The organism is Sphingomonas zeicaulis (genome assembly GCF_050433225.1).
GTDB lineage: Bacteria > Pseudomonadota > Alphaproteobacteria > Sphingomonadales > Sphingomonadaceae > Sphingomonas_D > Sphingomonas_D zeicaulis.
This window is the reverse complement of the sequence record NZ_JBNPXQ010000003.1, coordinates 477,189-503,966: the sequence shown is the minus strand read 5'-3', so window position 1 is coordinate 503,966 and position 26,778 is coordinate 477,189. Positions and strand designations below refer to the sequence as shown.

24 protein-coding genes are annotated in these 26,778 nt (G+C 66.3%); 15 read left to right on the top strand and 9 right to left on the bottom strand.

Annotated features, from left to right (window positions below; translation table 11 throughout):
* Positions 1 to 14 precede the first annotated feature (14 nt).
* Positions 15 to 1,598 carry a winged helix-turn-helix domain-containing protein gene (locus FHS96_RS15015; protein ID WP_429592969.1) on the top strand — a complete coding sequence of 528 codons (1,584 nt, stop codon included), beginning with the start codon at positions 15 to 17 and terminating at the stop codon, positions 1,596 to 1,598.
* On the opposite strand, the gene FHS96_RS15010 is transcribed toward FHS96_RS15015, so the two are convergent.
* Complete coding sequence (locus tag FHS96_RS15010) at positions 1,595 to 1,876, bottom strand: alpha/beta fold hydrolase (protein WP_429592966.1); 282 nt, start codon at positions 1,874 to 1,876, stop codon at positions 1,595 to 1,597. The genes FHS96_RS15015 and FHS96_RS15010 overlap by 4 nt on opposite strands.
* A 6-nt stretch (positions 1,877 to 1,882) precedes the next feature.
* On the opposite strand from FHS96_RS15010, the gene FHS96_RS15005 reads away from it, so the two are divergent.
* Genes FHS96_RS15005 through FHS96_RS14995 form a run of 3 tightly spaced genes read left to right on the top strand, consistent with a single transcriptional unit; the run spans position 1,883 to position 2,872 of the window.
* Positions 1,883 to 1,996 carry an aldehyde dehydrogenase family protein gene (locus tag FHS96_RS15005; protein WP_429592963.1) on the top strand — a complete coding sequence of 38 codons (114 nt, stop codon included), beginning with the start codon at positions 1,883 to 1,885 and terminating at the stop codon, positions 1,994 to 1,996.
* Positions 1,997 to 2,018: 22 nt separating this feature from the next.
* On the top strand, positions 2,019 to 2,582 hold the full coding sequence (locus FHS96_RS15000) for an aldehyde dehydrogenase family protein (protein WP_429592960.1): 564 nt from the start codon (positions 2,019 to 2,021) through the stop codon (positions 2,580 to 2,582).
* A 5-nt stretch (positions 2,583 to 2,587) separates the two neighbouring features.
* Complete coding sequence (locus FHS96_RS14995; RefSeq protein ID WP_429592957.1) at positions 2,588 to 2,872, top strand: aldehyde dehydrogenase family protein; 285 nt, start codon at positions 2,588 to 2,590, stop codon at positions 2,870 to 2,872.
* Between the two features lie 39 nt (positions 2,873 to 2,911).
* Here the strand turns inward: FHS96_RS14995 and FHS96_RS14990 are convergent, their stop codons facing one another.
* Positions 2,912 to 3,673 carry an SDR family NAD(P)-dependent oxidoreductase gene (locus FHS96_RS14990; RefSeq protein WP_429592954.1) on the bottom strand — a complete coding sequence of 254 codons (762 nt, stop codon included), beginning with the start codon at positions 3,671 to 3,673 and terminating at the stop codon, positions 2,912 to 2,914.
* A 197-nt stretch (positions 3,674 to 3,870) separates the two neighbouring features.
* On the opposite strand from FHS96_RS14990, the gene FHS96_RS14985 reads away from it, so the two are divergent.
* A complete protein-coding gene (locus FHS96_RS14985; protein WP_429592951.1) occupies positions 3,871 to 7,464 on the top strand; it encodes a hydantoinase B/oxoprolinase family protein in 3,594 nt (1,197 codons plus the stop codon).
* Positions 7,465 to 7,488: 24 nt separating this feature from the next.
* On the opposite strand, the gene FHS96_RS14980 is transcribed toward FHS96_RS14985, so the two are convergent.
* From FHS96_RS14980 to FHS96_RS14970, 3 genes are all read right to left on the bottom strand, one after another.
* A complete protein-coding gene (locus FHS96_RS14980) occupies positions 7,489 to 8,619 on the bottom strand; it encodes a branched-chain amino acid aminotransferase (RefSeq protein ID WP_429592948.1) in 1,131 nt (376 codons plus the stop codon).
* A 66-nt stretch (positions 8,620 to 8,685) separates the two neighbouring features.
* Positions 8,686 to 9,171 (bottom strand): nuclear transport factor 2 family protein, encoded by a 486-nt coding sequence (locus tag FHS96_RS14975; protein ID WP_429592945.1) that lies wholly within the window; start codon positions 9,169 to 9,171, stop codon positions 8,686 to 8,688.
* Between the two features lies 1 nt (position 9,172).
* The gene (locus FHS96_RS14970; RefSeq protein WP_429592942.1) at positions 9,173 to 9,367 is read right to left on the bottom strand and encodes a hypothetical protein; all 195 of its coding nucleotides are present in this window, start codon (positions 9,365 to 9,367) and stop codon (positions 9,173 to 9,175) included.
* On the opposite strand from FHS96_RS14970, the gene FHS96_RS14965 reads away from it, so the two are divergent.
* The 7 genes from FHS96_RS14965 to FHS96_RS14935 all read left to right on the top strand — a co-directional run bounded on the left by FHS96_RS14965 (position 9,366) and on the right by FHS96_RS14935 (position 15,974).
* A complete protein-coding gene (locus FHS96_RS14965; protein ID WP_429592939.1) occupies positions 9,366 to 10,094 on the top strand; it encodes a hypothetical protein in 729 nt (242 codons plus the stop codon). The two genes, FHS96_RS14970 and FHS96_RS14965, sit on opposite strands and share 2 nt — an antisense overlap.
* Positions 10,095 to 10,257: 163 nt before the next feature.
* Entirely contained in the window at positions 10,258 to 11,082 is an 825-nt protein-coding gene (locus tag FHS96_RS14960; protein WP_429592936.1) for an undecaprenyl-diphosphate phosphatase, read from the top strand.
* Between the two features lie 44 nt (positions 11,083 to 11,126).
* Positions 11,127 to 11,780 carry a DedA family protein gene (locus tag FHS96_RS14955; protein ID WP_429592933.1) on the top strand — a complete coding sequence of 218 codons (654 nt, stop codon included), beginning with the start codon at positions 11,127 to 11,129 and terminating at the stop codon, positions 11,778 to 11,780.
* Between the two features lie 62 nt (positions 11,781 to 11,842).
* Positions 11,843 to 13,417 (top strand): TerC family protein, encoded by a 1,575-nt coding sequence (locus FHS96_RS14950; RefSeq protein WP_429592931.1) that lies wholly within the window; start codon positions 11,843 to 11,845, stop codon positions 13,415 to 13,417.
* A gap of 532 nt (positions 13,418 to 13,949) precedes the next feature.
* On the top strand, positions 13,950 to 14,780 hold the full coding sequence (locus FHS96_RS14945; protein WP_429593082.1) for an alpha/beta fold hydrolase: 831 nt from the start codon (positions 13,950 to 13,952) through the stop codon (positions 14,778 to 14,780).
* An 88-nt stretch (positions 14,781 to 14,868) separates the two neighbouring features.
* Positions 14,869 to 15,348: a carboxymuconolactone decarboxylase family protein gene (locus FHS96_RS14940; RefSeq protein ID WP_429592928.1), complete on the top strand. Its 480-nt coding sequence runs from the start codon at positions 14,869 to 14,871 to the stop codon at positions 15,346 to 15,348.
* An 8-nt stretch (positions 15,349 to 15,356) separates the two neighbouring features.
* Complete coding sequence (locus tag FHS96_RS14935) at positions 15,357 to 15,974, top strand: FMN-dependent NADH-azoreductase (RefSeq protein ID WP_429592926.1); 618 nt, start codon at positions 15,357 to 15,359, stop codon at positions 15,972 to 15,974.
* A 64-nt stretch (positions 15,975 to 16,038) separates the two neighbouring features.
* Here FHS96_RS14935 and FHS96_RS14930 read toward each other — a convergent pair whose 3' ends face one another.
* Entirely contained in the window at positions 16,039 to 17,451 is a 1,413-nt protein-coding gene (locus FHS96_RS14930; RefSeq protein WP_429592923.1) for a purple acid phosphatase family protein, read from the bottom strand.
* A 76-nt stretch (positions 17,452 to 17,527) separates the two neighbouring features.
* Positions 17,528 to 20,320: a TonB-dependent receptor gene (locus FHS96_RS14925; RefSeq protein ID WP_429592920.1), complete on the bottom strand. Its 2,793-nt coding sequence runs from the start codon at positions 20,318 to 20,320 to the stop codon at positions 17,528 to 17,530.
* A gap of 201 nt (positions 20,321 to 20,521) precedes the next feature.
* Between FHS96_RS14925 and FHS96_RS14920 the strand changes: the two genes are divergently transcribed.
* The gene (locus FHS96_RS14920) at positions 20,522 to 21,196 is read left to right on the top strand and encodes a response regulator transcription factor (protein ID WP_429592917.1); all 675 of its coding nucleotides are present in this window, start codon (positions 20,522 to 20,524) and stop codon (positions 21,194 to 21,196) included.
* Positions 21,189 to 22,556, top strand: a complete 1,368-nt coding sequence (locus FHS96_RS14915; protein WP_429592915.1) for a sensor histidine kinase — start codon at positions 21,189 to 21,191, stop codon at positions 22,554 to 22,556. Before FHS96_RS14920 ends, FHS96_RS14915 begins: the two co-directional genes overlap by 8 nt.
* 114 nt (positions 22,557 to 22,670) lie before the next feature.
* On the opposite strand, the gene FHS96_RS14910 is transcribed toward FHS96_RS14915, so the two are convergent.
* A complete protein-coding gene (locus FHS96_RS14910; protein ID WP_429592912.1) occupies positions 22,671 to 23,747 on the bottom strand; it encodes a LacI family DNA-binding transcriptional regulator in 1,077 nt (358 codons plus the stop codon).
* 149 nt (positions 23,748 to 23,896) lie between these two features.
* Between FHS96_RS14910 and FHS96_RS14905 the strand changes: the two genes are divergently transcribed.
* Positions 23,897 to 24,622, top strand: a complete 726-nt coding sequence (locus tag FHS96_RS14905; RefSeq protein WP_429592909.1) for a ThuA domain-containing protein — start codon at positions 23,897 to 23,899, stop codon at positions 24,620 to 24,622.
* Positions 24,623 to 24,661: 39 nt separating this feature from the next.
* On the opposite strand, the gene FHS96_RS14900 is transcribed toward FHS96_RS14905, so the two are convergent.
* On the bottom strand, positions 24,662 to 26,764 hold the full coding sequence (locus FHS96_RS14900; protein ID WP_429592907.1) for an alpha-glucuronidase family glycosyl hydrolase: 2,103 nt from the start codon (positions 26,762 to 26,764) through the stop codon (positions 24,662 to 24,664).
* Positions 26,765 to 26,778: the final 14 nt, after the last annotated feature.

Genomic DNA, 26,778 nt, shown 5'->3' with positions numbered 1-26,778 from the left:
GGTATGGAGAATTCATGGAGAAAGCGGGTTTCTTGTCGTCATCCTCTTCATTGATCTTCCGCTTTGATGCGTTCGAGCTCGATCTCGGCCGGTTCGAGCTGCGTGCGGATGGGCAGCCGCGCCATCTGCAACCGCAGGTGCTGCAACTGCTGCTGCTGCTCGCGGGCAATGCCGACCGGCTGGTGGGCAAGGATGAGATCGTCGAGAAGATCTGGGGCGGCCGATTCATCTCCGATGCGGCGATCGCCTCACGGGTGAAGGCGGCGCGGCAGGCGCTGGGGGATGACGGGCAGGCGCAGCGCTTCATCCGCACCATTCATGGCCGGGGCTTCCGCTTCACCCATCCGGTGACCTTCGATGCCGGGCCTCCGGGTGCGTTCGCGGTGCGGTCCGACCGGGTTTCCCCTGCGGCGGAAGAACGGCCCTCGATTGCGGTGCTGCCCTTCCGCGTCATCGGCGATGCCGGTCCGTTGGCATTCGTGGCGGAGGCGCTGGCGGACGAGTTGATCGCCGATCTGTCGCGCCTGCGCTGGCTGCTGGTCATCGCGCGCGCTTCCAGCTTCCGTTTTCGCGATCGTGACGTGGACTGCGCCGAGATCGGCGCGGCGCTCAACGTCCGCTATTGCCTCACTGGCACCGCGGCGGTGGCGGTGGATCGGGTGACGCTGTCGGTGGAACTGGCGCGTGCGGTGGATGGCGCGCTGCTTTGGGCCGATCGCTTCACCGCCGGGCAAGGCGAATTGCAGGCGTTGCGCCACGAGATCCTGGCCGAGATCGTAGCGCATCTGGAAACGCGCATTGTGCGCGATGAGGTCGATCGGGCACGACGCATGCCCGACGCGGCGCTGGATGCCTGGTCCTCCTATCATCTTGGGCTGGACCTGATGTTCCGCTTCAACCGCGCCGACAATGCGCGTGCCGCAGCGCTGTTCGATCGCGCGCTGGGCTTCGATCCCGATTTCTCGCGGGCGCTGTCGGGCCTGTCCTTCACCTGCTTCCAGGACTGCTTCCTGCAATATTCGGACGATGGGCCGGCGAAGGCGGATCGTGCGCGGGCGCTTGCCGAACGTGCACTGCACAGCGATCCGCTTGATCCCTTCGCGCACCTCAATCTCGGCCGCGCGCTCTGGCTCGACGGTGCGATGACCGACAGTATCGAGCGGCTCGGCGCCTGCATCGCGCTTAGCCCCAATTATGCGCAGGCGATCTATGCGCGGGCCTGGGCGGAAATGACGCAGGGCGGGGTGGACAGCGACGATCATGCCGCGCTGGCGCTGCGCCTAAGCCCGCTCGATCCGCTGCGCTACGCGATGCTCGCGGTGCGATCGGTCAACGCGCTGCTCGCGGGCGACGTGGTGGGCGCCGCGGAATGGGGCGAACGCGCGGCGCGCTCGCCCGGTGCGCACAAGCACATCGCGCTGATCGCGGCGCTCGGCACCCATGCCGCGGGGCAGGGGGATCGCGCCGCGATGTGGGTGGAGCGTGCGCGGCTGCTCGATCCGCAGGTGACAGGCGCAGCCTTCCTGCGCGCCTTTCCGTTCGCACCGTCGGCAGGTCGCGAAGGCATCGAGCGGGCTTTGCGCGCGATCGGGGTCTAGGTGCGCGCGCTGGCAGGTACGTGGCGGTCGAGAAAGGCGAACACTGCGGCGTTGAACGCATTATTGGCATCGCCCGCGACCATATGGTCAGCCCCCGCCACATCGACCCATTCGGCGTGCGGCACCAGATCGAGAAACGCCGCGGCGCCCTCACGGCTGACGACGCGGCTGCGTCCGCCGCGCACCAGCAGGGTCGGCACGGTCAGCGCACGTGCGGCGTGCTCGAACAGGGCCGGGTCGCGGGGCGCCGCGCTGCTGGTGGGGCGGATGCGCCGCACCAGTTGATGACCGCGAAGATCACCCCTTCGCTGCTCGCCGGCTGCACGGTGATCATCAAGACCTCGCCCGAAGCACTGTCATCGTCCTATCTGTTCGCCGAGATCTGCGAGGAGGTCTAGCTGCCGGCCCGTCGCGGTCAACGTGCTGACCGTCGAGCGCGAGGTTTCCGAACTGCTCGTGCGCGCTCCGCGCGTGGACAAGGTCAGCTTCACCGGGTCGACCGCGGCGGGGCGCAGGATCGCTTCGATCTGCAGCGATCGCATCGCGCGGGTGACGCTGGAACTGGGCGGCAAGTCCCCCGCCCTGATCCTCGACGATTATGATGTCGGCAAGGCGGCGGAGACGATCGCGCGTTTCGCGCCGCTGATGACGGGGCAGGTCTGCTCCTCGCTCACCCGCATCGTCGTCAGCGAGCGGCGGCAGGACGATCTGGTCGATGCGCTCGCCGCCAGCTTCGGCCGGATCCGCGTCGGCGATCCGTTCGAGGCGACCAGCCAGATGGGGCCGCTGGCGATGGCGCGGCAGCGTGATCGGGTGGAGGCGCTGATCGGGCAGTGGCAGGCCGAAGGGGCGCGGCTGGCGGCGGGCGGCGGCCGCCCGGCGCATCTCAACCGCGGCTATTATATTGAGCCACCGTCTCCGTCGATGTCGACAATGGCTCGACCATCGAGCGTTAGGAGATCTTCGGCCCCGTCCTCAGCGTGATCCCGGTGGCCGACGAGGAAGCGGCCATCGCCGTCGCCAACGAAACGATCTATGGGCTCAACAGCAGCGTGTTCACCAACGATCCCGAACGCGCCTATGCCGTCGGCCGGCGCGTTCGCGCAGGGACGGTGGGGCACGACAGCTTCAAGACGGACTTCACCATCGCGTTCGGCGGCTTCAAACAATCCGGCCTCGGCCGCGAGGGCGGCGTCGAGGGGCTCAACCCCTATCTCGAAGCCAAAACGATGATCTTGGAGGAGGCGCCGGCGGCCTATATGCAGGGCGCGTAGCCGGCCCTCTCCCCATTGGGAGAGAGGGCCCGTCTCCGCTTACTCCACCCGCACGATCGGCACGGTGTAGTTCAGCCCCAACCGGCCGCCATCGGGGTAGATGGTCTGCCCGGTGATGTAGGAAGATTCGTCGCACGCCAGGAACACCGCGACCGAGGCGATCTCCTCGGGCGCGCCGGTGCGGCCGAGCGGGGTGCGGCTGAGGATGCGGTCCTCGGCGGCCTTGTCGGTCATGATCGAGCGGGCAAGTTCGGTCAGGATCGTGCCCGGCCCGATCGCGTTGACGCGGATGCCGCGCGGCGCAAGCGACAGCGCCGAGACGTTGGTCAACTGCTTCATCGCACCCTTCGACAGCGCGTAGGGAATCTGGTTGGGGATACCCAGCAACGCGTTGACCGACGACATGTTGATGATGACGGCGCCCGCCCGCATCAACCGGCCCGCTGCCTGCGTCGCCCACAGCGCGGATTTGAGGTTGATCGCGAAGACGCGGTCGAAATCCTCCTCGGCGAGGTCGAGCAGGTCGCAGGCATGGGTGACGCCGGCATTGTTGACGAGGATGTCGATGCCGCCCCACTGGCTTTCGACCAGCGCGAACAGCGTGTCGATCTCGGCCTTCTTGCCCACATCGACGCGCGCCGGCGTCTGCCCCAGCGTTTCGGCGAGCGCGGTCACGGCAGCCTCGTCGATGTCGGCGAGGATCAACGTGGCGCCTTCGCGCGCGAATGCCTCGGCGATCGCCTTGCCGATGCCATGGGCGGCGCCGGTGATCACGGCGCGCTTGCCCTCCAGTCTCTTCATCGCTTGCTCCTGCTCGTTCGCTGCGACATCCATGCTGCGATTGCGGAGAATCTTCCAGCGATAGATTAAAAATCACGCGATAACGGTTTTATATGCCGGTCAGGGTCCGATACGCCGCCCTGCATTCGGCACTGTCGCGCCAGGCGCCGAACGGGGTTATGCGGCTCTAGGCGGACAGGGAATGGGAACGAAGGGCAATGTGGCATTTCTGGATCGATCGCGGCGGCACGTTCACGGATCTGGTCGCGCTGTCGCCGGAAGGACGCATCGTCACCCGCAAGCTGCTCTCCGCGCACCCCGAACGCTACAAGGATGCCGCGATCCAGGGCATTCGTGACGTGCTGGGGCTCGCCGCGGGCGATCCGCTGCCCGCTGATCGCATCGCCAGCGTGAAGATGGGCACCACCGTCGCCACCAACGCGCTGCTCGAGCGGCAGGGCGAACCGGTGGTGCTGGTGACCACGCAGGGCTTCCGCGACGTGCTGCGCATCGCCTACCAGAACCGTCCGCGGCTGTTCGATCGCAACATCCTGCTGCCCGATCGGCTGGAGCGTTCCGTCATCGAGGCGCGCGAGCGGGTGGACGTCCACGGCAACACCCTCCTCGCGCTCGACGAGGATCATGTCCGCGCCGAACTGCGGGCGGCGCGCGACGCCGGCTGCACCGCCGCCGCGATCGTGCTGATGCACGGCTATCGCTATCCCGCGCATGAGGAACGCATTGCCGCGATCGCGGAGGAACTGGGCTTCCAGCAGGTTTCGGTCAGCAACCGCGTCAGCCCGCTGATGAAGATCGTCGGTCGCGGCGACACCACATTGGTCGACTCCTATCTCTCTCCGGTGCTCAACCGCTATGTGCGGCAGGTGGCGGATGCGCTGGGGGAAGGCGTGCCGCTTTCCTTCATGCAATCCAATGGCGGCCTTGCCGGCGCGACCTCGTTCCGTGGGCGTGATGCCATCCTGTCCGGCCCGGCCGGCGGCATCGTCGGCATGGTCGAAACCGGGCGGATCGCAGGCTTCGAAAAGGTCATCGGCTTCGACATGGGCGGCACCTCCACCGACGTATCGCATTATGCCGGCACGCTGGAACGCTCACTGGAGACGGTCGTCGCTGGCGTCCGGCTACGCGTGCCGATGATGGCGATCGATACGATCGCGGCGGGCGGCGGCTCGATCTGCCGCTTCGATGGTACCCGGCTGCGCGTCGGCCCCGAATCCGCCGGCGCCGATCCCGGCCCCGCCTGCTACCGCCGCGGCGGGCCGCTGACCATCACCGACTGCAACGTTATGCTCGGCAAGCTCCAGCCCGATTGCTTCCCCAGCCTGTTCGGCCCGAACGGCGATCTGCCGATCGACCCCGATGTGGTGCGCGACCGCTTCGTCGAGGTTGTAGAGGCGATCGTCGCCGCGGGCCATCCGCGCCGCTCCCCCGAGGAACTGGCGGAAGGCTTCCTCGCCATCGCGGTCGACAACATGGCCAATGCGATTAAGAAGATCTCGGTCGCGCAGGGGCATGATGTGACCGATTATGTGCTGTCCTGCTTCGGCGGTGCCGCGGGGCAGCATGCCTGCCTGGTCGCCGACGCGCTCGGCATGCGCCATGTGCTCGTCCACCCGCTGGCGGGCGTGCTTTCCGCTTATGGCATCGGCCTTGCCGACCAGCGCATCGTCCGCCAGCGCGCGCTGGAGGCCGAACTGGGGGCGGACAGCCTGGCTGATGCGGCGCGACTGCTCGACGCACTGCAGGAGGAATGCGGCGCGGATGTCGAGGGGAACGGCTTTGACGTCGGCGCGGCGCACTACCGCCGCAGCCTGATGCTGCGCTACTGCGGCACCGACACTGCGATCGAGGTGGCGGAGGCCGATGCCGGAACCGCACGCGCCGATTTCGAGCGCCAGTACAAGCAACGCTTCAGCTTCACCACGCCGGGCGTGGCGCTGATCGTGGAATCGGTCTCGGTCGAACTGATCGTGCCCTCGCAACGGGCGCAGGCCAGCTTCGGCACCGATCATGTGCCAGAGGCGGCGGCGCGGATGGTGGAGACCTTCATGGCCGGCGCGATCCGCACGACCCGGATCATGCCGCGGAAGGCGCTGCCGGTGGGCGTGGCCACGCCGGGCCCGGCGATTCTCTATGACGATACCGCGACGATCATCGTCGAGCCCGGCTGGTCGATCGAGCGCCGCGACACGGGCGATATCGTGATGGAGCGCGTCGAAGCGCTGCGGCCGCAAGGAGAGGCGGGGCTGGCCGCGCTTGATCCCGTCCGGCTGGAGATCTTCAACAACCTGTTCATGGCGATCGCCGAACAGATGGGGCAGGCGCTGCAGAACACGGCGCTGTCGGTCAACATAAAGGAACGGCTCGATTTTTCTTGCGCGCTGTTCGACGGTACCGGCGCGCTCATCGCCAACGCGCCGCACATGCCGGTGCATCTGGGGTCGATGGGGGACAGCGTCCAGGCGGTGCGAGACAAGGCGCTCGCCACGGTCGGCCTGCGCGACGGCGACGTCTTCCTCGTCAACAACCCCTACAAGGGCGGCACGCACCTGCCCGACCTCACCGTCGTCATGCCGGTGTTCGACGATGCCGGCGAATGTTCCTTCTTCGTCGCGGCGCGCGGCCATCATGCCGATGTCGGCGGCACCACGCCGGGATCGATGCCGCCCGACAGCCGCTCTCTCGATGAGGAAGGCGTGCTGTTCGATTCCTTCCTGCTCGTCGAACAGGGCCATTTCCGCGAGGCGGAGTTCCGCACCGCGCTGGCATCCGGCCCCTATCCGGCGCGCGATCCGGATCGCAACGTCGGCGATATCCGCGCGCAGATCGCCGCCTGCGCGCGCGGCGCTGCCGAGATCGGCAAGATGGTTGCCGCGTTCGGGCGGGACGTCGTGCTCGCCTATATGGGCCATGTGCAGGACAATGCGGCGGAGGCGGTGCGCCGCATCCTCACGCGCTTGCCCGACGGCGCCTTCACCTATGAACTGGATGACGGGTCACAGGTCCATGTCGACGTCGCGATCGACCGCGAAGCGCGACGCGCGCGGATCGACTTTACCGGCAGCAGCGGCCAGCAGCCGACCAATTTCAACGCACCGCCCTCGATCTGCCGCGCGGCCACCCTCTACGTCATGCGCACGCTGATCGACGAGGATATCCCGATGAACGATGGCTGCCTGAGGCCGGTCGACCTCATCATTCCCGAGGCGTCGATGCTTCACCCGGCCTATCCGTCCGCAGTGGTCGCCGGCAATGTCGAGACCAGCCAGGTCATCACCGATGCGCTCTATGGCGCGACCGGCACGATGGCGGCGGCGCAGGGGACGATGAACAACTTTACCTTCGGCGACGCGCGGCACCAATATTATGAGACGATCTGCGGCGGGGCCGGGGCGGGCCCCGATTTCGACGGGACCTCTGCGGTGCACACGCACATGACCAACAGCAGGATCACTGACCCCGAGGTGCTCGAATGGCGCTTCCCGGTACTGATCGAGGCGTTCGAGACGCGCAGCGGATCGGGCGGGGCAGGGCGTCACCGCGGTGGCGACGGCGTCCACCGCCGCATCCGTTTTCTCGCGCCGATGACCGCGACGATCCTCTCCAACCGCCGCCGCGTGCCGCCGTTCGGGCTGGCGGGCGGCGCGCCGGGCGCGCTCGGGTGCAACAGCGTGCGGCGCGCAGACGGCTCGGTGGAGGTGCTTGGATCGACCCAGAGCGTGGAGATGGCGGCCGGCGACGTGTTCGTGATCGACACCCCCGGCGGCGGCGGGTTCGGGGCGCCGCAGTAACGGCGACGCCCCTGTCGATCGGCGTTACGCGATCCGCGTCAGCCAGCCGTGGCGGTCTTCCGCGGTGCCGGCATAGATGCTCTGCAACGCGGACTTAAGCTGTGTCGTCAGCGGCGTCGCGGTCGGCAGGCTGATTTCCCGGTCACCGTCGACGAAGGTGGCGATCGAGGAGACGACGGCGGCGGTTCCGCAGGCGAACGCCTCGACGAGCTTGCCGGAGGCGGCATCCGTCTTGAGCTGCTCGATCGAATAAGGCTCCTCGCGCACCGTCACGCCGGCATCGCGGGCAAGCTGGAGCAGCGAGTCGCGGGTGATTCCGGGCAGGATGGTGCCGCCCAGCGGCGGGGTGACCATCGAACCGTCGTCGAACACGAACATGATGTTCATGCCGCCCAGTTCCTCGATCCAACGCTGCTCGCGCGCGTCGAGGAACAGCACCTGGTCGCAGCCCGCCTGCGACGCGACCGACTGCGCGATCAGCCCGCCGGCATAGTTGCCGCCGCACTTCGCCTCACCGGTGCCGCCGGGCGCGGCGCGGACATGCTCACGCGACACAAACAGGCGCAGCCCGGCCGAGCCGGACTTGAAATAGGAACCCGCGGGCGAGGCGATGATCGCGAACAGATATTCGCGCGCCGGGCGCACGCCCAGGAACGCCTCGGTCGCAAACATGAAGGGGCGCAGGTACAGCGATGCGCCGTCGCCGCTGGGAATCCAGTCGCGCTCCAGCGCAACGAACTGCTTGATGCCCTCGACGAACGCTTCCTCGGGCAGTTCGGGCATCGCCATGCGCACCGCGGAGCGGTTGAAGCGTGCGGCATTGGCCTCGGGGCGGAACAGCGCAGCCGTACCGTCCGCAAGCCAATAGGCCTTCATCCCCTCGAAGATCTCCTGCGCGTAGTGAAGGACCGCGGCCGCCGGATCGATCGCAAGCGGCGCACGCGCCGCGATGACGCCATCGGACCAGCCGGCATCGGCGGTGTAGCGCATCGTAAGCATGTGATCGGTGAATACGCGGCCGAAGGCGGGTGCCTCGACCAGCGCCTTGCGATCGGCGTCGGATGTCGGATTGGCGGTCGGTTCGATACGGAAGGACATGGTCTTGCGGGGGCTCCCCGAGTGGATGGAACGGGCGGCGGCAAACACGTCACCCATCAGCCCCTTTGCACGTTTCTGGCCCGCGCGTCACCGCCTGCGTCGCAAGTCGCCGCTTCCTCGGGCTCAGTTTCCCGGCGCGGGCGGCTCCTTCAACCGCGCGAGCAGTGCCGGGCCCAGTCCGTCGCCGGTCTGCAGCCAGTTTTGGCGATGGTCTATCTGCCAGCCGCCCTCCGCCCTGCGGGAAAGCTCGATGCGCGAGGCGCTGAGCCTGCCGACGAAGAATCCGTCCCCTTCGGCTTTCTGCACCAGCAGGGTGTGGCACGTCGCGGTGGCGCGATCGCCGTCGATCACGACATGCGGCAAGGTTGAAACATGCGCGCAGCCCGCGCCGACCAGCGCGAGATGCTGCGGATCATCTGTGATCGCGGCGATCGCCGCGCGGCCCTCGAAGGGCGGCAGGTCGCCGACGGCATAGACGCCGTCCTCGGCATAGAGCGATCCGACGACCTCCGCGTTGCAGCCGTCTACCGCATAGCCATAGGCGGAGACCAGCTGGTAGATCGCCAGCTGGTCTTCGATCGCGCGCAAGCGATCCTCGATGTCGCTCATCTCATCCTCCCGCCGTTTCCAAGTGGGTGACATCGCCGCTTTGCTCCGTCAACGCGAACGGCCTGTCGGGGAAGGGGAGGCGGAGGCACGCCGGCGGCCCGGCATTGATAATTCCCAAGGCTGTTTGCGCCTTCTTCACGTTCGCGGCGCGGGCGGTAGATAGCGGCACGGTCTCTTCCAGCACGGGATCGTCCATGCCTTTTCCGCTTCGCCCGGCGCCGATCCGGCGCGCGCTCGCCCTTACCCTCGCCGCCTCTCCCGTAGCGCCGCTCGCGGCGTCATCCTATCCCGACATCCCCGAGCCGATGGTGTTCGACATGATGCGCCCGCTGGGCGCCAAACGCGGCGAGCTGGAGGTCAACACGCTGGCGCAGGCGCCGCTCTCGGGCGGCGATCCGATCGCTTGGGCGCCGGAGATCGAATATGCCTTCGCCGACGGCATGGCGATCGAGTTCGAGCTGCCGTTCGAGAACCGGCGGCTGACCGAACTCAAGCTCGGCCTGCAGGCGGCGTTCGGCGCATTCAACGGCGGCCGCTCCGCGCATGGCGTGCAATATCTGGGCATCTATGATCGCCACAGCGGCGATTATTCGAGCACACTTGTCTACATGCTCGGACACCGCTTCAGCGACCGCGTGAGCAGCATGAGCATGGTCGGGCTTGGCGACATCGCCCCTGGCAAGGGCCGCGGCCACAACGCGCTGATCGCCAACCAGTCGCTGTTCCTCAACACCGATCCGGCGACGGTGCTGGGCGTGGAGTTCAACTTCGAGGGCGGGCATGAGGGCGGCGTGCTGGTGATGCCGCAGATCCACCGCAAGCTGGGGGCAGCGTTCAACGTGCAGGCGGGCTTCGGCGTCGAGCGCAACCGCGGCGATGTCGCCCGGCCGCGCGTGGGCATCCGCATCATCCGCGAACTTTGATCGCCAAAAGATTGATAATTCCCAACCTGTCGGCAGGCGCTTCGACCTGGCGCGCGAACCGGCTAGGCGAAGCGCTTGGACAGTGGCCGCCTGCCGGCCCGATGCCGATGCGAGCGATGCCGAACGTGCCGTTTGACCGACTGTGCCGGGGCATCTCCCGGCGATGACCCTGATCGATGCCCTGCTGCTGGGGCTGATCCAGGGATTGACCGAGTTCCTGCCGGTCTCGTCGAGCGCGCATCTGCGCATCGCCGGACCCTGGCTGGCGTCGGGCGATCCGGGCGCCGCCTTCACCGCCGTGGTCCAGATCGGCACAGAGGCGGCGGTGCTGCTCTATTTCCGGCGCGACATTTGGCGGATCGCCACGGCCTGGCTGGCGCAGTTCGGCATCGGCCGTCGCGGCGCCGCCGCGGACCGGCGGATGGGCTGGCTGATCCTGGTCGGCACCTTGCCGATCGCGCTGCTCGGCCTTGCCTTCAAGGATCTCATCGAAGGCCATCTCCGCAACCTTTATCTGACGGCGGCGATGCTGATCCTGTTCGGCGTGGTGCTGGGCATCGCCGATCGCGTCGGCGCGCGCCGGCTGCGGCTCGATCGGCTTGGCTGGGGACATGGGCTGGTCCTGGGGCTGGCGCAGGCGATGGCGCTGATCCCCGGCGTCTCGCGCTCGGGCGGCACGATCAGCGCCGGGCTGTTGCTCGGCTACACGCGCGAGGCGGCGGCGCGTTACTCCTTCCTGCTGGCAATTCCGGCGGTGCTCGCCTCCGGCCTGTTTCAGCTTCTGGGGCATTGGCAAACATTCAATACGGATATGGCATTGCCCACGGCGGTCGCGACCGTTACCGCGTTCGTCACAGGATATGTCGTGATCATCGCCTTTCTGCGCATCGTCTCAACGGCCAGCTATATGCCGTTCGTCGTGTATCGCGTCGCCCTGGGCGGCGTGCTGTTGACGTTGCTGGCGACTGGCCAGATCGCAGCCCGGTGAGCCGACACCGAACCATGCGCCCCGGCGTGGGCGAGGGCTGAGCCGTGGAAGACTTCATCGCCCGTGCCACCGCCTTCGTGACGGCACACGGGTTCTGGGCCGGGCCGATCGTCGGCGTCCTCGCCTTCGGCGAATCGCTGGCGATCGTCGGCATCTTCATTCCCGCCACAGCAGTCATGCTCGCGATCGGTGGACTGCTGGGCACCGGCGTGCTCGATCCCTGGCCGATCATATTGTGGTCGATGGGCGGCGCGATCCTGGGGGACTGGATCTCCTACTGGATGGGGCGCCGCATCGGCCCCTCGGTCTACCGCCGCTGGCCGCTCAACAAGCATCGCCCGATGGTGGCGCGCGCGCGGCTGTTCTTCCGCAAATATGGCTTCACCGCGGTGTTCCTCGGCCGGTTCCTCGGGCCGATCCGCGCGACCATCCCGCTCGTCGCGGGCGTGATGGAAATGAAGAAGCGCCCGTTCCAGATCGCCAACATCGCTTCCGCCATCCTCTGGGTGCCGCTGATGTTCGCGCCCGGCTATCTTGCCGCCAACAGCATCGGCCCGAATGTGCGGATCACCGAGGGAGATATGATCCTGTTCGGTGTCGGCATCGTCGTGATCACGCTGGGCGGCATGGCGATCACCACCCGTATCCTCGGCAGCGCCCGCTATCGCAATCGCCGCAAGCGGGGGCGCAATCCGTGACCCCAGCCATGAAATCGCCGGCCGCCCCCGATCGCGGCCTCAACGCAGGAGCCTGAACGACAATGGAGATGCTGCTCGATCCCTCAATATGGGCGGGGCTTGCCACGCTCATCGTGCTGGAGGTGGTGCTCGGCATCGACAATCTGGTGTTCATCGCGATCCTGGCAGACAAGCTGCCCCCGCATCAGCGCGATCGGGCGCGCCTGCTGGGGCTGACCCTTGCGCTGGGGATGCGGCTGGTGATGCTTGCCAGCATTGCCTGGATCGTTGGGCTCAAGGCCACCGTCTTCTCGGTCGCCGGCTTCGATTTCTCGTGGCGCGACATCATCCTGGCGGGCGGCGGCATCTTCCTGCTCGTCAAGGCAACCAGCGAGATTCACGAGCGGCTGGAAGGCGCGCCCGATCATGGCAGCAGCGCCCACGTTCATGCCGCCTTCTGGGTGGTGATCGCGCAGATCATCGCGCTGGACGCGGTGTTCTCGCTCGATTCGATCATCACCGCGGTCGGCATGGTGGAGCATCTCGAGGTGATGATGGCGGCGGTCGTCATCGCGATGGCGATCATGATCGCCGCCTCGAAACCGCTCACCGCCTTCGTCGGTCGCCACCCGACGGTGATCATATTGTGCCTCAGCTTCCTGCTGCTGATCGGCTTCAGCCTGGTGGCTGAAGGCTTCGGCTTCCATCTGCCCAAGGGCTATCTCTATGCGGCGATCGGTTTCTCGATCCTGATCGAGGGCTTCAACCAGATCAGCACCCACAACCGTCGCCGCGCGCTCGATCAGCTGCCGCTGCGCCAACGCGCCGCCGACGGCATCTATCGCCTGCTCACCCCGGCGAGCCGCCTCGACGCCGATGGCGCCTCGCATGAGCCCGAGGCTGGCGGTGCGACCGGCGAGGCGGAGGAAGAGGCGTTCCAGCCCGCAGAGCGCGAGATGATTCATGGCGTTATCGCGCTCGCGGAGCTGCCGGTGAAGGCGATCATGACCGAGCGCGCCGACATCTTCTGGCTCGACGTGGAGGAAGCGCCCGAAACCAACCTGACCCGCCTGATCGAAAGCGGCCGCACCCGCGTGCTGCTGTGCCGCGGCAGCATCGACAATCTGCTCGGCGTGGTCGAGGCGCGCACCATCCTGCCGCCGCTGATGCGCGACGAACCCGATCTTGGTCGCCATGCAGTACGCGCGCTGGTGGTTTCCGAGGATATCTCGACATTGCGGCTGACCGATATCCTGCGCGAGACCGGCGAACGCTTCGCGGTGGTCGTCGATGGCCGCGGCAATATCGAGGGCGTCGTCACCACCACCGACATCTTCGCCGCGATCGCCGGCGACCTCGCCGAGGATGAGGATGAGGCGGAATGGCAGCGGGTGGACGATCACACGATCGACGCCGATTCCTCGATCGCGCTGCAGGAACTGACCGAAGCCCTCGACCGCCGCCCGCTGACCGCTTCCGGCCGCTACGGCACTCTGGGCGGCTATCTGCTGTTCGAGTTCGGCCGGATGCCCGACGTGGGCGAAACGATCGAACGCGAGGGGCTGCGCTTCACCGTGCAATCGGTGCTGCCGAGCCGGATCGACAAGGTGCGGGTGTCCGTTGCGGACGAGGCGCCGGCGGAGGCGATGGGGAAGTAGGGCAGATCGGACTGCTCTCTTCGAGGGCATTTTTGCGCCGTCCCGCGATTCACATCGGAGCTCGCCTTGCATAGACCCGGGGCAGGCGACGCGCGACCGACGCCGTACAGTCGGGCAGCGACTCGGGGCGCGGGCTGAATTTCACTGTAACGCGTGTCACTTTCGCGCCGTTTTGGACGTCGCGATCGCAGCTTGATCTGTCTGAAGCCGAAGATTTCGGCGCGTTCGACCTACCCCTTCGTATAGCCCGACCTTGCCCTCCATCGGGTCGTCCGCAGTCGCGGCGGTCGTTATTTTCGCGGTCGTCGATCAGGGCGCCGCGCAAGCGTCCAGGATCATCACGAGCGGCCAGATGCCTCTCGGGAAAGGATCAACGCCCATGCTTCCCCCCAGCGGGACCTTCAATCCGATGATGTTCGAGACGAACCGCCGCGACGTGCTGGGAGGCATGACGCTCGCGGGGATCATGATTTCGGCGGGGCCGGTCGCCGGCCGCGCTCACGCCCAACCCAACATGACGGGAGATATGACGATGGCCACGGTGAAGGCGAAGGACGGTACCGAGATCTTCTTCAAGGATTGGGGGCCCAGGGATGCGCAGCCGATCTGCTTCCACCATGGCTGGCCGCTTTCGTCGGACGACTGGGATGCGCAGATGCTGTTCTTTCTCGACAAGGGCTACCGCGTCGTCGCGCACGACCGGCGCGGTCATGGCCGGTCGGAACAGGTCACCAACGGCCATGACATCGATACCTATGCGCAGGATGCCGCGGCGGTCGCCGACCATCTCGACCTGAAGAACGCCGTCCATATCGGTCATTCGACCGGCGGCGGCGAGGCGGCGCGCTATGTTGCGCGCTATGGCCATGGCCGGGTCGCCAAGGCGGTGCTGATGAGCGCGATCCCGCCAATCATGGTGAAGAGCGCGAGCAATCCGGGCGGCACCCCAGTCGAGGTGTTCGACGGTTTCCGCAAGTCGCTCGCCGCCAACCGCTCGCAATTCTACCTCGATGTGCCGAGTGGCCCGTTCTACGGCTTCAACCGTCCAGGCGCGAAGCCTGTGGAAGGCATGATCTACAACTGGTGGCGCCAGAGCATGATGGGCGCCGCCAATGCGCATTATCTGGGCATCAAGGCATTCTCCGAAACCGACCAGACCGAGGATCTGAAGGCGATCACCGTGCCGACGTTGGTGATGCATGGCGACGACGACCAGGTCGTGCCGATCGCAGACAGCGCGCTTCTCTCGGTCAAGCTGCTCCGGCAGGGCGAACTCAAGGTTTACAAGGGTTTCCCCCACGGCATGCTGACGACGCACGCCGACACGATCAACGCCGATCTGCTGGCCTTCATCCGCAAGTGAGCAGCGGCGCGGGCGGGCGAGACATGCCCGCCTGCCCGCCAACGCCGGCCCAAAAACGCCGTTTACGGCCGAACAATAGGACATGATCATGACCCTGCGACTGGACCCGTCAAAGCAGAGCCCCGCGATCTTCAAGAAGATGGTCGAATTCTCGATGGCGGTGAAGCATGGCAGCATCGAGCACGCCATCCTCCACCTCGTCGACATCCGCGCCTCGCAGCTCAACGGCTGCGCCTATTGCCTCGACATGCACGTCAAGGAAGCCAGGATCGGCGGCGAGCGCGAACTGCGCATCCACCATGTGGCGGTGTGGCATGAATCGCCGCTGTTCAGCGCGCGGGAGCGCGCGGCGCTGGCATGGACCGAGGAACTGACGAAATTGCCTGCCGGGGGCATTTCGGACGAAGCCTTCGCCGCGGTGCGCGAGGCGTTTTCGGAGCAGGAAGTCGCTGACCTGACGTTCCAGATCATGGTTATCAACGCCTGGAACCGCCAGTCGATCGCCTATGCCTTCGTGCCCGGATCGACCGACAAGCTCTATGGGCTCGACAAGGCGAACCTCTCCTGAGTGCGGCAATGACGAGGACATTGCTCATCAACGCCAGCCCCTATGGCGATGCGTCGCGGGGGTATCGGTTCGCCCGGCAGGTCTGCGCGGCGATGCTGGGGGCGAACCCGGCAGCCACTTTGGTCGAACGCGATCTTTCGCTGCTGGCCGAACCTGTGCTGCCGCTGGCCTATGTCGAGGCGATCCTCGGCCAGCGGCCGCATGACGATCCGGCGTTCGCGCTGTCGGAAACGCTGATCCGGGAGATCGAGCAGACCGATCGGCTAGTGATTGCGACGCCGATGCACAATTTCGCGGTGCCCGCATCGTTGAAGCTGTGGATCGACTATACGTTGCGGTTCGGCCGCAGCTTCGGCAGCGAGGGTGGCAACAAGTTCGGCCTGCTGCAGGATCGCCCGACCCTGGTGGTCGTCACGTCCGGCGGGATTGTGAGCCATCAGTCGGCGCTGCAGCCCGACCTTCTGACGGGTTATCTGCGCGACGTACTGCTGACGATGGGGATTGCCGATCTCCGTTTCCTGCATCTGGAGGGAACGGCGCGGCAAGGCATGGCCGAGGCGATTATCGATGATGCGTGGGAACGGCTGCGAACCGACCCCGTTTTCGGGGACCGGATCGAAGCCTGATCCTCGCTCGACGCGCGCGCCCTTCGTCCGACAACGGGCGGAAGGCGCGTGGCGTCGGGGGGTCCTACTTGCCTCGCGCGACGCACCGTCCGCCGTCCGGTCCCATGTCGCCGTTGCACGTCCGCACCGCGATCATCGGCTCGTCGATCTCGAACAGCCGGTTGTTGCCGTCCGCTCCACGTTCGAGCTCGAAGCCGTCGTAGAGTTTGCCCGATGCGGTGAAGGTGCGGAACGTCAGCCGGTCCGCAGCCACGTCGACGATCTGGTAGAGTTCGGTCGCCTCGGCGGTCTTGTCGGGCTGGGTGCGGGCACGGTCGTTGAGGCCGTACATCTTTGAGCCGGTGACGGAGACGAGATAGACGGGCCCCTGGATTGCTCCCTTGGCGCGCGCCGCCTTGCCGGCGTCGCGGCCCGCGTCGACGGTCAGGCGGCTGTAGCAATGGTCGTGGCCCTGCAGCACGAGATCGACCTTGCGCTTGTCGAAGATCGGCTTCCACGCCTTCTTCACTTCGGTAGTGTCCTTGGAACGCGCGCAGGTGAATACCGGCTGGTGGAACAACACGACGTTCCAACGCGCCTTGCTGGCGGCCAGCGTCTCGTCGAGCCAGCGCGTCTGCGCCTGCATCGTGCCGAGATCGATCGCCGACGTGCCGTCGAGGACGATGAAGCGCACGCCCTGATAGTCGACGAAATAGGTCGTCGCCTTCACCGGCGCGGCGCCATTGTTGGGCAGCGCGAACTGCAGCGGCCAATAGGGCCCGAGCTTGCGGCTCTCGGCGCCGTTGGGCAGCGCCACATCGATATATTCATGGTTTCCGGTGGCCGGCATCTGCGGCACGATCGCGTAATTATATCCGCCGGCCTGGTTCCACTCGCCCCACTCATCATCGTGGTCGAGATCGTCGCGTTGCGCCGCGAGGTCGCCGGCATGGGCGACCAGTTCGATGCCGCCGTTGGCGTGGAACGCCTGACGAATCACGCGCGAGGCGTAGGTGAGGATGCCGTTCTGGATGTCTCCCAGATACAGGAAGCGGAACGGCCGCGCCTCGGCCGCGGCGGTGCGGAACTGCAACCATTCGCTCCAGCCCGCGCTGCCCTTCACGCGATAGGCGTAGACCGTATCGGGCTGGAGATCGGCGAAGCGGATGTGATGGTAGAGCGCCGGGCCGTTGGTGCTTTCGATCGGCACCCCGGCAGTGCCGGTAATCGTGACGGCCTTCTCCTCCAGCGTGGGGCCGTCGACCGCGACCGCGATCTGCGCCTCGCTCGATTGCTGCGCAGCATCCGTGCGGAACGCGACAGCCATCTCGCGGCTGGGATCGGCTGCGGGGGTAAGCACGATGCGGTCGGCAAGGTTGCGCGGGGCGTAGGGGGTGCCGGCGGAACGGGGGATGGGGCCTTGGGCGTTTGCCGCGGCGGCCGTCGCCAGCAGGGCGGCAAGGGCCATGCGGCGGAAGTTATGAAAGCGGATGTGCATGGGGCTGCCCCGGTTTGGAGAATGGGAAGCCGCCGCCCCGTATGATGCGGGGCAGCGGCGCAGTCTTTCCGATCGATCAGAAGCTGGCGGTGATGCCGAACTTCGCCGTCCAGTTATACTGCTCATATTGCAGCAGGCGACGGCGGCCCTCGAAGTTCTGATAGGCGTAATAAGGCGCGTCGGTGACGTTGACCCACTCCGCGAACACCCGCACGCCTTTGGTGATGCGATACTTCGCGCTGAGGTCGAGCTGGAACTGGCTGGCGATGAAACGATCCTCGTTGGCGGCGCCGCCCAGCTCGTCGAGATATTTGTCGCGATAGGTGCCCGCTGCGCGCAACGAGACCGGGCCCTTCTCGTAACCCAGCACGACGTTGAAGGTGTGCTTCGACGCGGCCGGCAGCGCGATGCTGCGGTTATAGGCCATGTCATCGTCATCATAGCTGATCACCGTGCCTGTGGCGTCGGTGTAGGTGTAGTTGGCGTTGACCAGCAACCCGTCGAACGGCGCGGGCAGGAAGCTGAACACCTGGCTGTAGCTCAGCTCGACGCCCTTCACCTTGGCGGTCTCGCCGTTCACGAAGGTCAGTGCCTCGGTATAGTCGATGCCATAGGCGGTGCCGGGCTCGAAGTCGCGCTGCTCGACGACGAAGTCTTTGATCGACTTCCAGAACACGCCCGCGGTCAGCGCGCCGTTGCTGGAGAAATACCATTCTGCCGAGGCGTCGAGGTTCCAGGCGCGATAGGGCGAGAGGTTGGGGTTGCCGAATTCCGCCTCGCGATCCTCGTTGAGCAGGAAGCGCGGTGCGAGGTTCGAGAGCTTCGGGCGAACGAGGCTCTTGAAGCCGCCCAGGCGCAGGACGACGTTGCGCACCGGCTCGTAGCGGACGGTGACGCTCGGCAGCCAGTCGGTATAGTCGCGCGCGAAGCGGTTGGGGGTGACGGTGACGTCGTCGCCATCGGTTTCGGTCAGGAAGGCGCGGATGTCGTTGCGGGTGCGCTCCATGCGCAGTCCGCCGACCACGCGTACCACATCGCTGTCCCACCGGCCGAGCAGGTAACCTGCGAGGATATCCTCATCGATCGCATAGTCGGACGAGGCGTTGCCCAGCGCGGTCTCGATCGGATCGATCGAGAAGCCGCTGCGGTTGCGCTCGAAGAAATCGCGCGGCGCAGTGTGTGAGCCGATCGGGCCGAGATCGGTGATGCGATAGGTCTGCTTCCCGAGCACGTCGGCGAGCGTATAGTCGCCATCATAATCGTCATAGAATTCGAGCTGGAAGTCATAGCTCTTCTTGCGCCACCGCGCCTTGACGCCGCCCTGCATGGTGAAGGTGCCGGTATCTGTCGCGAAGGCGCGCGAGAGATCGCCGCGGACGGTGTATTCGCGGTCACGCGAGTCCGACAGCGCGGTGCGCTCGATGCGGTTGAAGCCGTAGGTTTCGGGGTCGTTGAACAGATCGGTGTTGCCGGTGACGCTGTAGAGCGGCTTCTTGATGTTCCCATAATCGAAGTTGACGTCGACGCCGTCCTCCTCGAACCGCGCGCGGAAGCGGGTGGGATCCAGCGAGCCGTCCTCCTTCTCGCTCGCTTCGGACCAGGCGGCCGAATAGGTCGCCTTCCACGGCCCCGTCTCGGTCTCTCCGCCCAGGGTCAGCGACTTGATGCGCTGCTTTTCGAACCGGTCTTTGATGCCGCGGCGGACTTCGATGCGGCCATCCTCGTCGGAAAAGAAGGCGTTGTCGGCGTCGCCCGAGCGTGCGGGCTCGTCCATGATGAAGGTCAGGTCGCGGCGATATTCCTGGTCGCTGAACTGGCTGTAGAGGCCGCGCGCATAGAGCTTGGTCGACGCGCTCGGCCGCCAGTCGAGGTTCAGCGAGCCGCCGAGGCGCTTCCGCTCGACATCATAGTCGCGATACTGGACTTCCTCGACATAGGCGACGCCATCGTCGTTCACGTCCCAGCCCGACGCCTCGACATTGTCGGTCTCGAACTTGCGCTGATAATAGCTGAAGCCGCCGGCGATGCCGAAATTGTCGGTGATGCGCTTGGAGAAGTCGAAGCTGCCCTTGGGGGTCAGCGCATCGGCATAGTCATTGTAGCTGCCTTCCAGCTTGACCGAGAAGAGATCCTTCTTGCGGTCGAACGCGCTGGTCGTGTTGATCTCGATCGAGGCGCCGATCGTGTCGGCGTCCATGTCCGGCGTCAGCGACTTCTTGACCTCGATCGACGCGATCAACTCGGAGGGGATGACGTCGAGCGCGACCGAGCGGACGTCGCTTTCCGGCGCGGGCACGCGGGTGCCGTTGATCGAGGCGGCGTTGAGTTCGGGATCGAGGCCGCGGACCGAGACGAAGCGACCCTCGCCCTGATCGTTGAGGATGTTGATGCCGGGCAGACGGCGCAGCGACTCCGCCACGTTCTGGTCGGGGAACTGACCGATCGAGTCACGCGTCACTACGCTCTCCACGCCATCGGCAGCGCGCTGACGCGACAGGCTGCTCGACAGATTGGCGACCTGGCCGACGACGATGATCTCGCTGTCGGTGCCGAGCAGAATGTTGGCGCGCGCCGGCGCGGCGTCGCTGACCTCGACTGTCATCCGCACCGGCACGGTGCCGACATAGCGCGCCTCGATGGTGTAGGTGCCGGCGGGGACGTCCGGAAAGCGGAAGCTGCCATCGCGCGCGGCTTCGACGACGCGGCCGAGCTCGACGATGCGCAGCTGTGCGCCCTGCAGCGCGCGCGTCTCAGTGGCATCGGAGACCGAACCGGTGATTTCGCCGGCATGGGCGATGCCCGGTACGGCGAGTGCCACGGCGAGCGCGGCAGAGCTGCCACGCCAGTAGAATGTGCGGATCAAGCGCATGGAAAAAGCCCCCTGAGATGAAGGTCGACGTCGTTCGCGTCGTGCGGGCTGGCCCTTTGATCCGGCGGATGACGGTTCGGTGACAGGCGGGCCTGATTTGCTGAAGGTTGGGAATATTCAATCTTCGGCCTAGGATTTGGCCAGACATCGCTGTGACCGTCGCGCTACGGCGAAGGTCGTTCTAACAGCAGCCGGAAGCCCATGCGCCTATTGCTCATAGAAGACGATGCCGAAATGGCTGCCTACATCACCGATGGATTGGAGGAGGCGGGCCATAGCCTTGTCGTGTCGGTAGAGGGCAAGACCGGTTTCCGCCGCGCGCAGGCCGAGAATTTCGACGTGCTGATCGTGGATTGCATGCTTCCCGATATCGACGGCTTCACGCTCGTCGCCGATATGCGCCGGCAAGGGATTGACCGGCCGGTGCTGATGCTCACCTCGCTGGGCGCGATCACCGATCGGGTGAAGGGCCTGCGCAGCGGCGCCGACGATTATGTGGTGAAGCCGTTCGCGATGGCCGAGCTCGGCGCGCGGATCGACGCGCTGATCCGTCGCGGGCAGGCCAGCCTTAGCGATTCCGCCTCCTGCGGTTCGATCAAGGTGGACCGGATCCGCCGCGAGGTGTGGCGGGACGGGCGCCGGATCGTGCTGCAGCCGCGCGAATATGAACTGCTCGAACAACTCATCCGCCAGCCCGGCAGCGTGGTGTCGCGTGCGATGCTGCTGGAGCAGGTGTGGCATTTCCACTTCGATCCGCAGACAAATATCGTCGAGACGCATATGAGCCGCCTGCGCCAGAAGCTGAACGCCGGTTTCGAGCAAGACGCCATCCAGACGGTGCGTGGTGTCGGCTATCTGCTGCGCGACGATGTTTAGGCGGATCGGTCTCGACAGCATCGGCACGACCCGTCGCGCGACCGTCTATTTCATCGCTTTCTATACGCTGGCGACCGCGCTCCTCGGGCTTGCTGCCTATCTCGTCGGGGACCGTGCGGTGCGCGACCAGCTCGACGATCGGATCAGCGCCGAGGCGGACTATCTGGAGGACGTCCACGAACAGGGCGGGCTCGACCGGCTGAAAACGGTGCTGCAGCGTCGCGACGATCGCGGCGTCAACGCGCTCGGCTATCTGCTGGTCGATCGCGGTGGCGGCCGCCAAGGCGGCGAGCTGGGCATCTCGCCGCCGCCGCCGGGGTGGCGCACGATCGAGTTCACTGATCCCGATGGTCAGAAGAACGCCGCGCGGGCGCTCACGCTTGCGCTCAACGACGGCGGCCGGTTGACCGTGGTCGCCGAGCTGGAACCGGCGCGGCAACTGCGCCGTACCACTGCATGGGTCCTGGCGGTCGGGATCGGCGCGATCCTGCTTGGCGGTATCGCTGGCGGCCTGCTGTTCAGCCGCGCGATCCGCTCACGCCTCGACGCGATGAACGACACCGCGCAGGCGATCATCGCCGGCGACATGAGCCAGCGCGTGCCGATCAGCGACCGCGACGATGAATTCGGCCGCCTCGCCACGACGCTCAACCTCATGCTCGATCGCAATTCGATGCTGATCGACAATCTCCGGCAGGTGTCGAGCGACATCGCCCACGACCTGCGCACGCCGCTTGCGCATCTCCGCCAGCGGCTGGAGCGCGCGCTTGCGCGTACCGGGTCCGACGGGAAGCTGCACTGCGAGGTCGAGGCAGCGATCGCACAGTCGGGTGCGATCCTCTCTCTGTTCGGAGCGCTGCTGCGCATCTCCGAGGTAGAATCAGGCACGCTCAGGCAGTTTTTCCGTCCGATCGATTTGAGCGCTGTCGTCGGTGCGCTGTGCGAATCCTATCTGCCGGCGGCGGAGGATCGGGGCAAAAGGCTCGACTGCCGGATCGAGCCCGACCTAGGGATCGTCGGCGATGAGGAACTGGTGGCGCAGGCGCTGGTCAACCTGTTGGAGAACGCCTTGCGCCATACGCCGCCGGGCACGCGCATCGCTCTCGACCTGCGCCGCGACGGAGGCTTCGCGGAACTTACGGTCAGCGACGATGGACCCGGCGTGCCTGACGCCCAACTTCCCGAACTAACGCGGCGCTTCACCCGCGGTGACCGGTCCCGTGCGGGCGGCGGGTTCGGGCTGGGGCTGAACCTCGTCAACGCGATCGCCATCGCACATGACGGCACGCTGCGCCTGTCGAACGGCGCAACCGGCCTGATTGCAAAGATCCGTATTCCGGCATGCGCGCACCGCGGATAATGTCGCTTAAGGGCACGATGCCTGCGCCGGATGATCCGCCGATCCGACCGTTTCACCGGGCTGCGTGATCGCGAAGCGCCACGATGCGCGCGCCCTTGCAACCCTCCGCCGCGGTCAGCGGCGCTGGGTGTTCGGCCGGCGTCGCGGTGCCGCATCCGACTGACGCCGGATCAGTTCATAGTCCGCGAGCACATGCGGGTGGTTCACCCGGCCGGCCGGCGCCTTGCGCATGCGGATCTCGCGCACCAGCAGGTCGACGGCGGTGCGCGACATCTCGATGACCGGCTGGCGGATGGTGGTCAGTTCGGGCCAGATCGTCGTCGCCAGCGCGGTATCGTCGAAGCCGCAAACGGTGAGGTCGCTGGGCACGTCGAGCCCCCGGCGATGCGCGATCGCCACGGTGGCCGCGGCCATGTCGTCATTGGAGGCGAAGATCGCCGAGGGCGGCTCCTTCACGTCGAGCAACTGGTCGGCGGCGTCGAGGCCCGAGCGGTAGGTGAACAGCCCTTCCACCACCAGTTCGGGCGCATCGGGCAACTGCATGTCGGCGAGCGCCGCGCGATAGCCATCGAGCCGTTCGGCGCTGGCGGTCTGATTGGGGTTGCCGGTGATGAAGCCGATGCGCGCATGGCCCAGCCGCACGAGATGGCAGGTCATGTCATAGGCGGCCTGGCGGTCGTCGATGCTGACCGACAGCGCCCAATCCGGCGCGCGCCCGGTCGCCACCGCGACCACGGGAATGCCGCGGCCCTCCAGTGCTGCGAGCACGGGTGGCGAATCGCTGAGCGGCGGCGGCAGCACGATGCCGTCGATACGGCCGCGCAGAAGATGCTCGATCGCCGCGGCCTCGCTGCCATCCTCGTCGCACTTCTCGACGACGAGCTGGACGTTGGCGCGGCTCGCCTGATCGAGGCTGCCGACGAGGAAGGCGCTGAGATAGGCGAAGGACGGGTTGGAATGAAGCAGGCCGATCCGGATCTCCTCACCCCCGGCGAGGGTGCGGGCGGCGACGCTGGGCGCATAGTTGAGCGCGGCGATCGCTTCTTCGACCCGGCGTTTGGTCTCCTCGCGCACATTGCCCTCGGCGTTGATGACGCGGCTGACCGTCATCGGCGAGACGCCGGCGCGTGCTGCCACGTCACTGATCGTGGGCGCATTGCGCTGGCGGCGGGATCCCCTGCTTTCTTTCATGTTTATCCTTTCGCTACACTCGTTACGGCTAGTTCACGCCCGTGGGCAAGATCAGGAGAGAGACGATGTTAGCGATAATGCTCGCGTTGGCAGCAGCGGTACAGCCAGCACCGCCGCCGAGAGACCCCAAATCATGGCCGAAACCGGTGATGGACAGCACGCCGCCCACGATCCCGCAGCTTCGGCGAGGAGCGGTGCTGGTGCTTTCCAAGACCAACGGCTTCAGAAACGAAGAGCAGATCGTCGCTGCCAATGTCGCGATCGAACAGATCGCCAAGGAGGTGGGGCGGGATGCGTTCGTTACCGAAAATGCAGCGGTGATGAATCCCAGCGATCTGAAGCGCTTTTCGGTGATCGTACTCAATTCGGCGAGCGGCAACCTGTTTACCGAGCCACAGCGCGCGGCGTTTCGCGACTGGGTCGAGCGCGGCGGTGGCGTCGTGCTGCTGCATGGCGCAGGCGACGGCAGCCATGAATGGCCCTGGTTCGGCGATGCGCTGCTCGATGCGCGCTTCATCGGCCACACGTCAAAGCCCGAGCAGTTCCAGCAGGCGCGCATCGACGTGGTCGAACCCGATCATCCGGTGATGCGCGGCGTGCCGCGACGGTGGGAACGGGTGGAGGAATGGTATTCTTTCGACAAACTGCCGCAGGGTAACGGTACCCGCATCCTCGCGACGGTCGACGAGTCGACCTACAAGCTGCCCGAGAAGCTGGTTATGGGGCGGGTGCACCCGATGGTGTGGACGCGCTGTGTGGTGAAAGGGCGATCGATATTCTCGGCGCTCGGGCATCATGGCTCGGCCTATGCCGAGCCCGCGCATCGGCGGCTGATCGGCAATGCGATCGAATGGGCCGCGGGCAAGAGCTGTTGAGGAAAATTAGCCCCTCCCTTGAAGGGGAGGGGCGATTGCCTATTGCGGGTTGCCCGGCGGGTAGGGGAAGCGCTGGGACTTGTACCATTCCAGATCATGCTCCGGTGCCGCCACGCCGGCCGGCAATGCGCGGCCGTTGATCGACATCCAATAAGCGAGGCTCGCGTCGCGCCACCACCGGGCCTCGCGTTCCTGCACGGCGAGATAGGTCGCGGTCTTCTGCCAGCGTTCGGCGTCGACCAGCGACTTCAGGCCATCCCATTGGCGGCGCATGTCGGCGACAGTGGCGACACCGCGCTCGTAGCGGTGGACCAGTTCTTCCCACAGCGGGCGGCCTGACTGCGTCTTCCAGTCCCATGAGAGATGGTGGAACCACAGCAGATCCCGTTCCGGCGTCGTCTTGGGATCGGCGAAGAGTTTCGCCACCGCCGGCGCATATTGCGCGACGCCGTTGCTGCCGGTCCTGGTTCGGTCGAAGCCGATGCCCTGCTTGTCGGCGCGGTGATAATAGACCGGGTTCCATTCGGGCCGCTGGAGCTCCGAGACCCAGGGGGCGGGGCCATAATGGTGGCCGGTGCCCATCAGATGGGCGAGTCCGAGCGGGCCGGTATAGTCTACCACCGCCTCGCGAGAGGCCATCATCATCGCCACCGCGGGTTCCACCACGCGCTCATCGGTACCGAATGTCTGCTGCGCCCATTCGCGCGCTATGGCCTCGGCGGACAGGTCGGGATCCCAGGCGAGGCGGCCGAACGCGTACCAATTGGCCTGGTTGAAGCTGGAGCCGGACCAGTCGCGGTCGCGCCCGATATTGGCGACGCCGGCGATGCCGGTAAGTTTGTGGCCCTCGAGCGCACCGTCGACCACCTTGGCCACGGTCGATCCCTTGCCCTTCACTTGGGTGTCGGCGTCGAGCGTTTCCTCGAACAGCGGCCCGAGATAGGCGAGGTGGGTGGCGAAGCCGAGATATTCCTTCGTGATCTGGAATTCCATCATCAGCGGCGTCTTGGGCATCGCGCCGAACAGCGGATGGAAGGGCTCGCGCGGCTGGAAGTCGATCGCGCCGTTCTTCACCTGGACCAGCACATTGTCCGCGAACTTGCCGTCGAGCGGCTTGAACTCGCTATAGGCCTGCTTGGCGCGATCGTCGGGATCGGTATCGGCATAGACGAAGGCGCGCCACATCACGATGCCGCCATGCGGCGCGACCGCGGCGGCGAGCATGTTGGCGCCCTCGGCATGGGTCGCGCCATAGTCGCGCGGACCGGGCTGCCCCTCGCTGTTCGCCTTCACCAGAAAGCCACCGAAATCGGGGATGGTGCGGTAGATCTCGTCGGCCTTGGCCTTCCACCACGCAGCGACCGCGGGATCGCGCGGATCGGCGGTTTTCAGCCCGCCGAGCTCGATCGGCGCGGAGAAGCGCGCCGAGAGATAGACCTTGATGCCATAGGGGCGGAACACATCCGCTAGCGCCGCCGCCTTGGCGATGTAGGGAGCGGTGAGGCTCTCCGCCTTGGCGTTGACGTTGTTGAGGACGGTGCCGTTGATACCGAGCGACGCGTTGGCGCGGGCATAATCGGCGTAGCGCGGATCCTTGAAGTCGGGCAGCGTCCACCAGTCCCACAAGGACTGGCCGGCATAACCACGCTCGACCACGCCATCGAGATTGTCCCAATGGTTGAGCACGCGCAGCTTGATCTTGGGTGCCGAACTCAGCGCGATATCGGCGGTGGTGCCGCCGGTGCCGAGATGACGCAGCAGCGCAAAGGCGCCGTAGAGCGCACCGACATCGGTGTTGCCGGTGACCAGGGTGACCGGGCGGCCGGCGAGCGTGACGCGGCGGACGAGATAGCCTTCGCGGCCGAGTGCGCCGGTCGGAAGCTTGAGGGCGGCAACCGCGGCATCGGTCGCGGGAGCGATCACCACCGGTCCGGCATCCTTGGTCAGACCATGCCGCAATTCGTCGGAGGCAATCGCCAGGGTCGGCGATTTGCCGCGCACCTCGACTTGCGCACCCGCAGAGGCGTCATAGCGCATCCACAGGCGGTACCCGTCCTCGGCATGCGCGGCGGTCGCTAGCGTCAGCGCCGCGGCACCGGCTAGCATCGCCGCCGCTCTGCGCAGTTGAAACCGCCTGGTCATACCGTTCCTCTCCA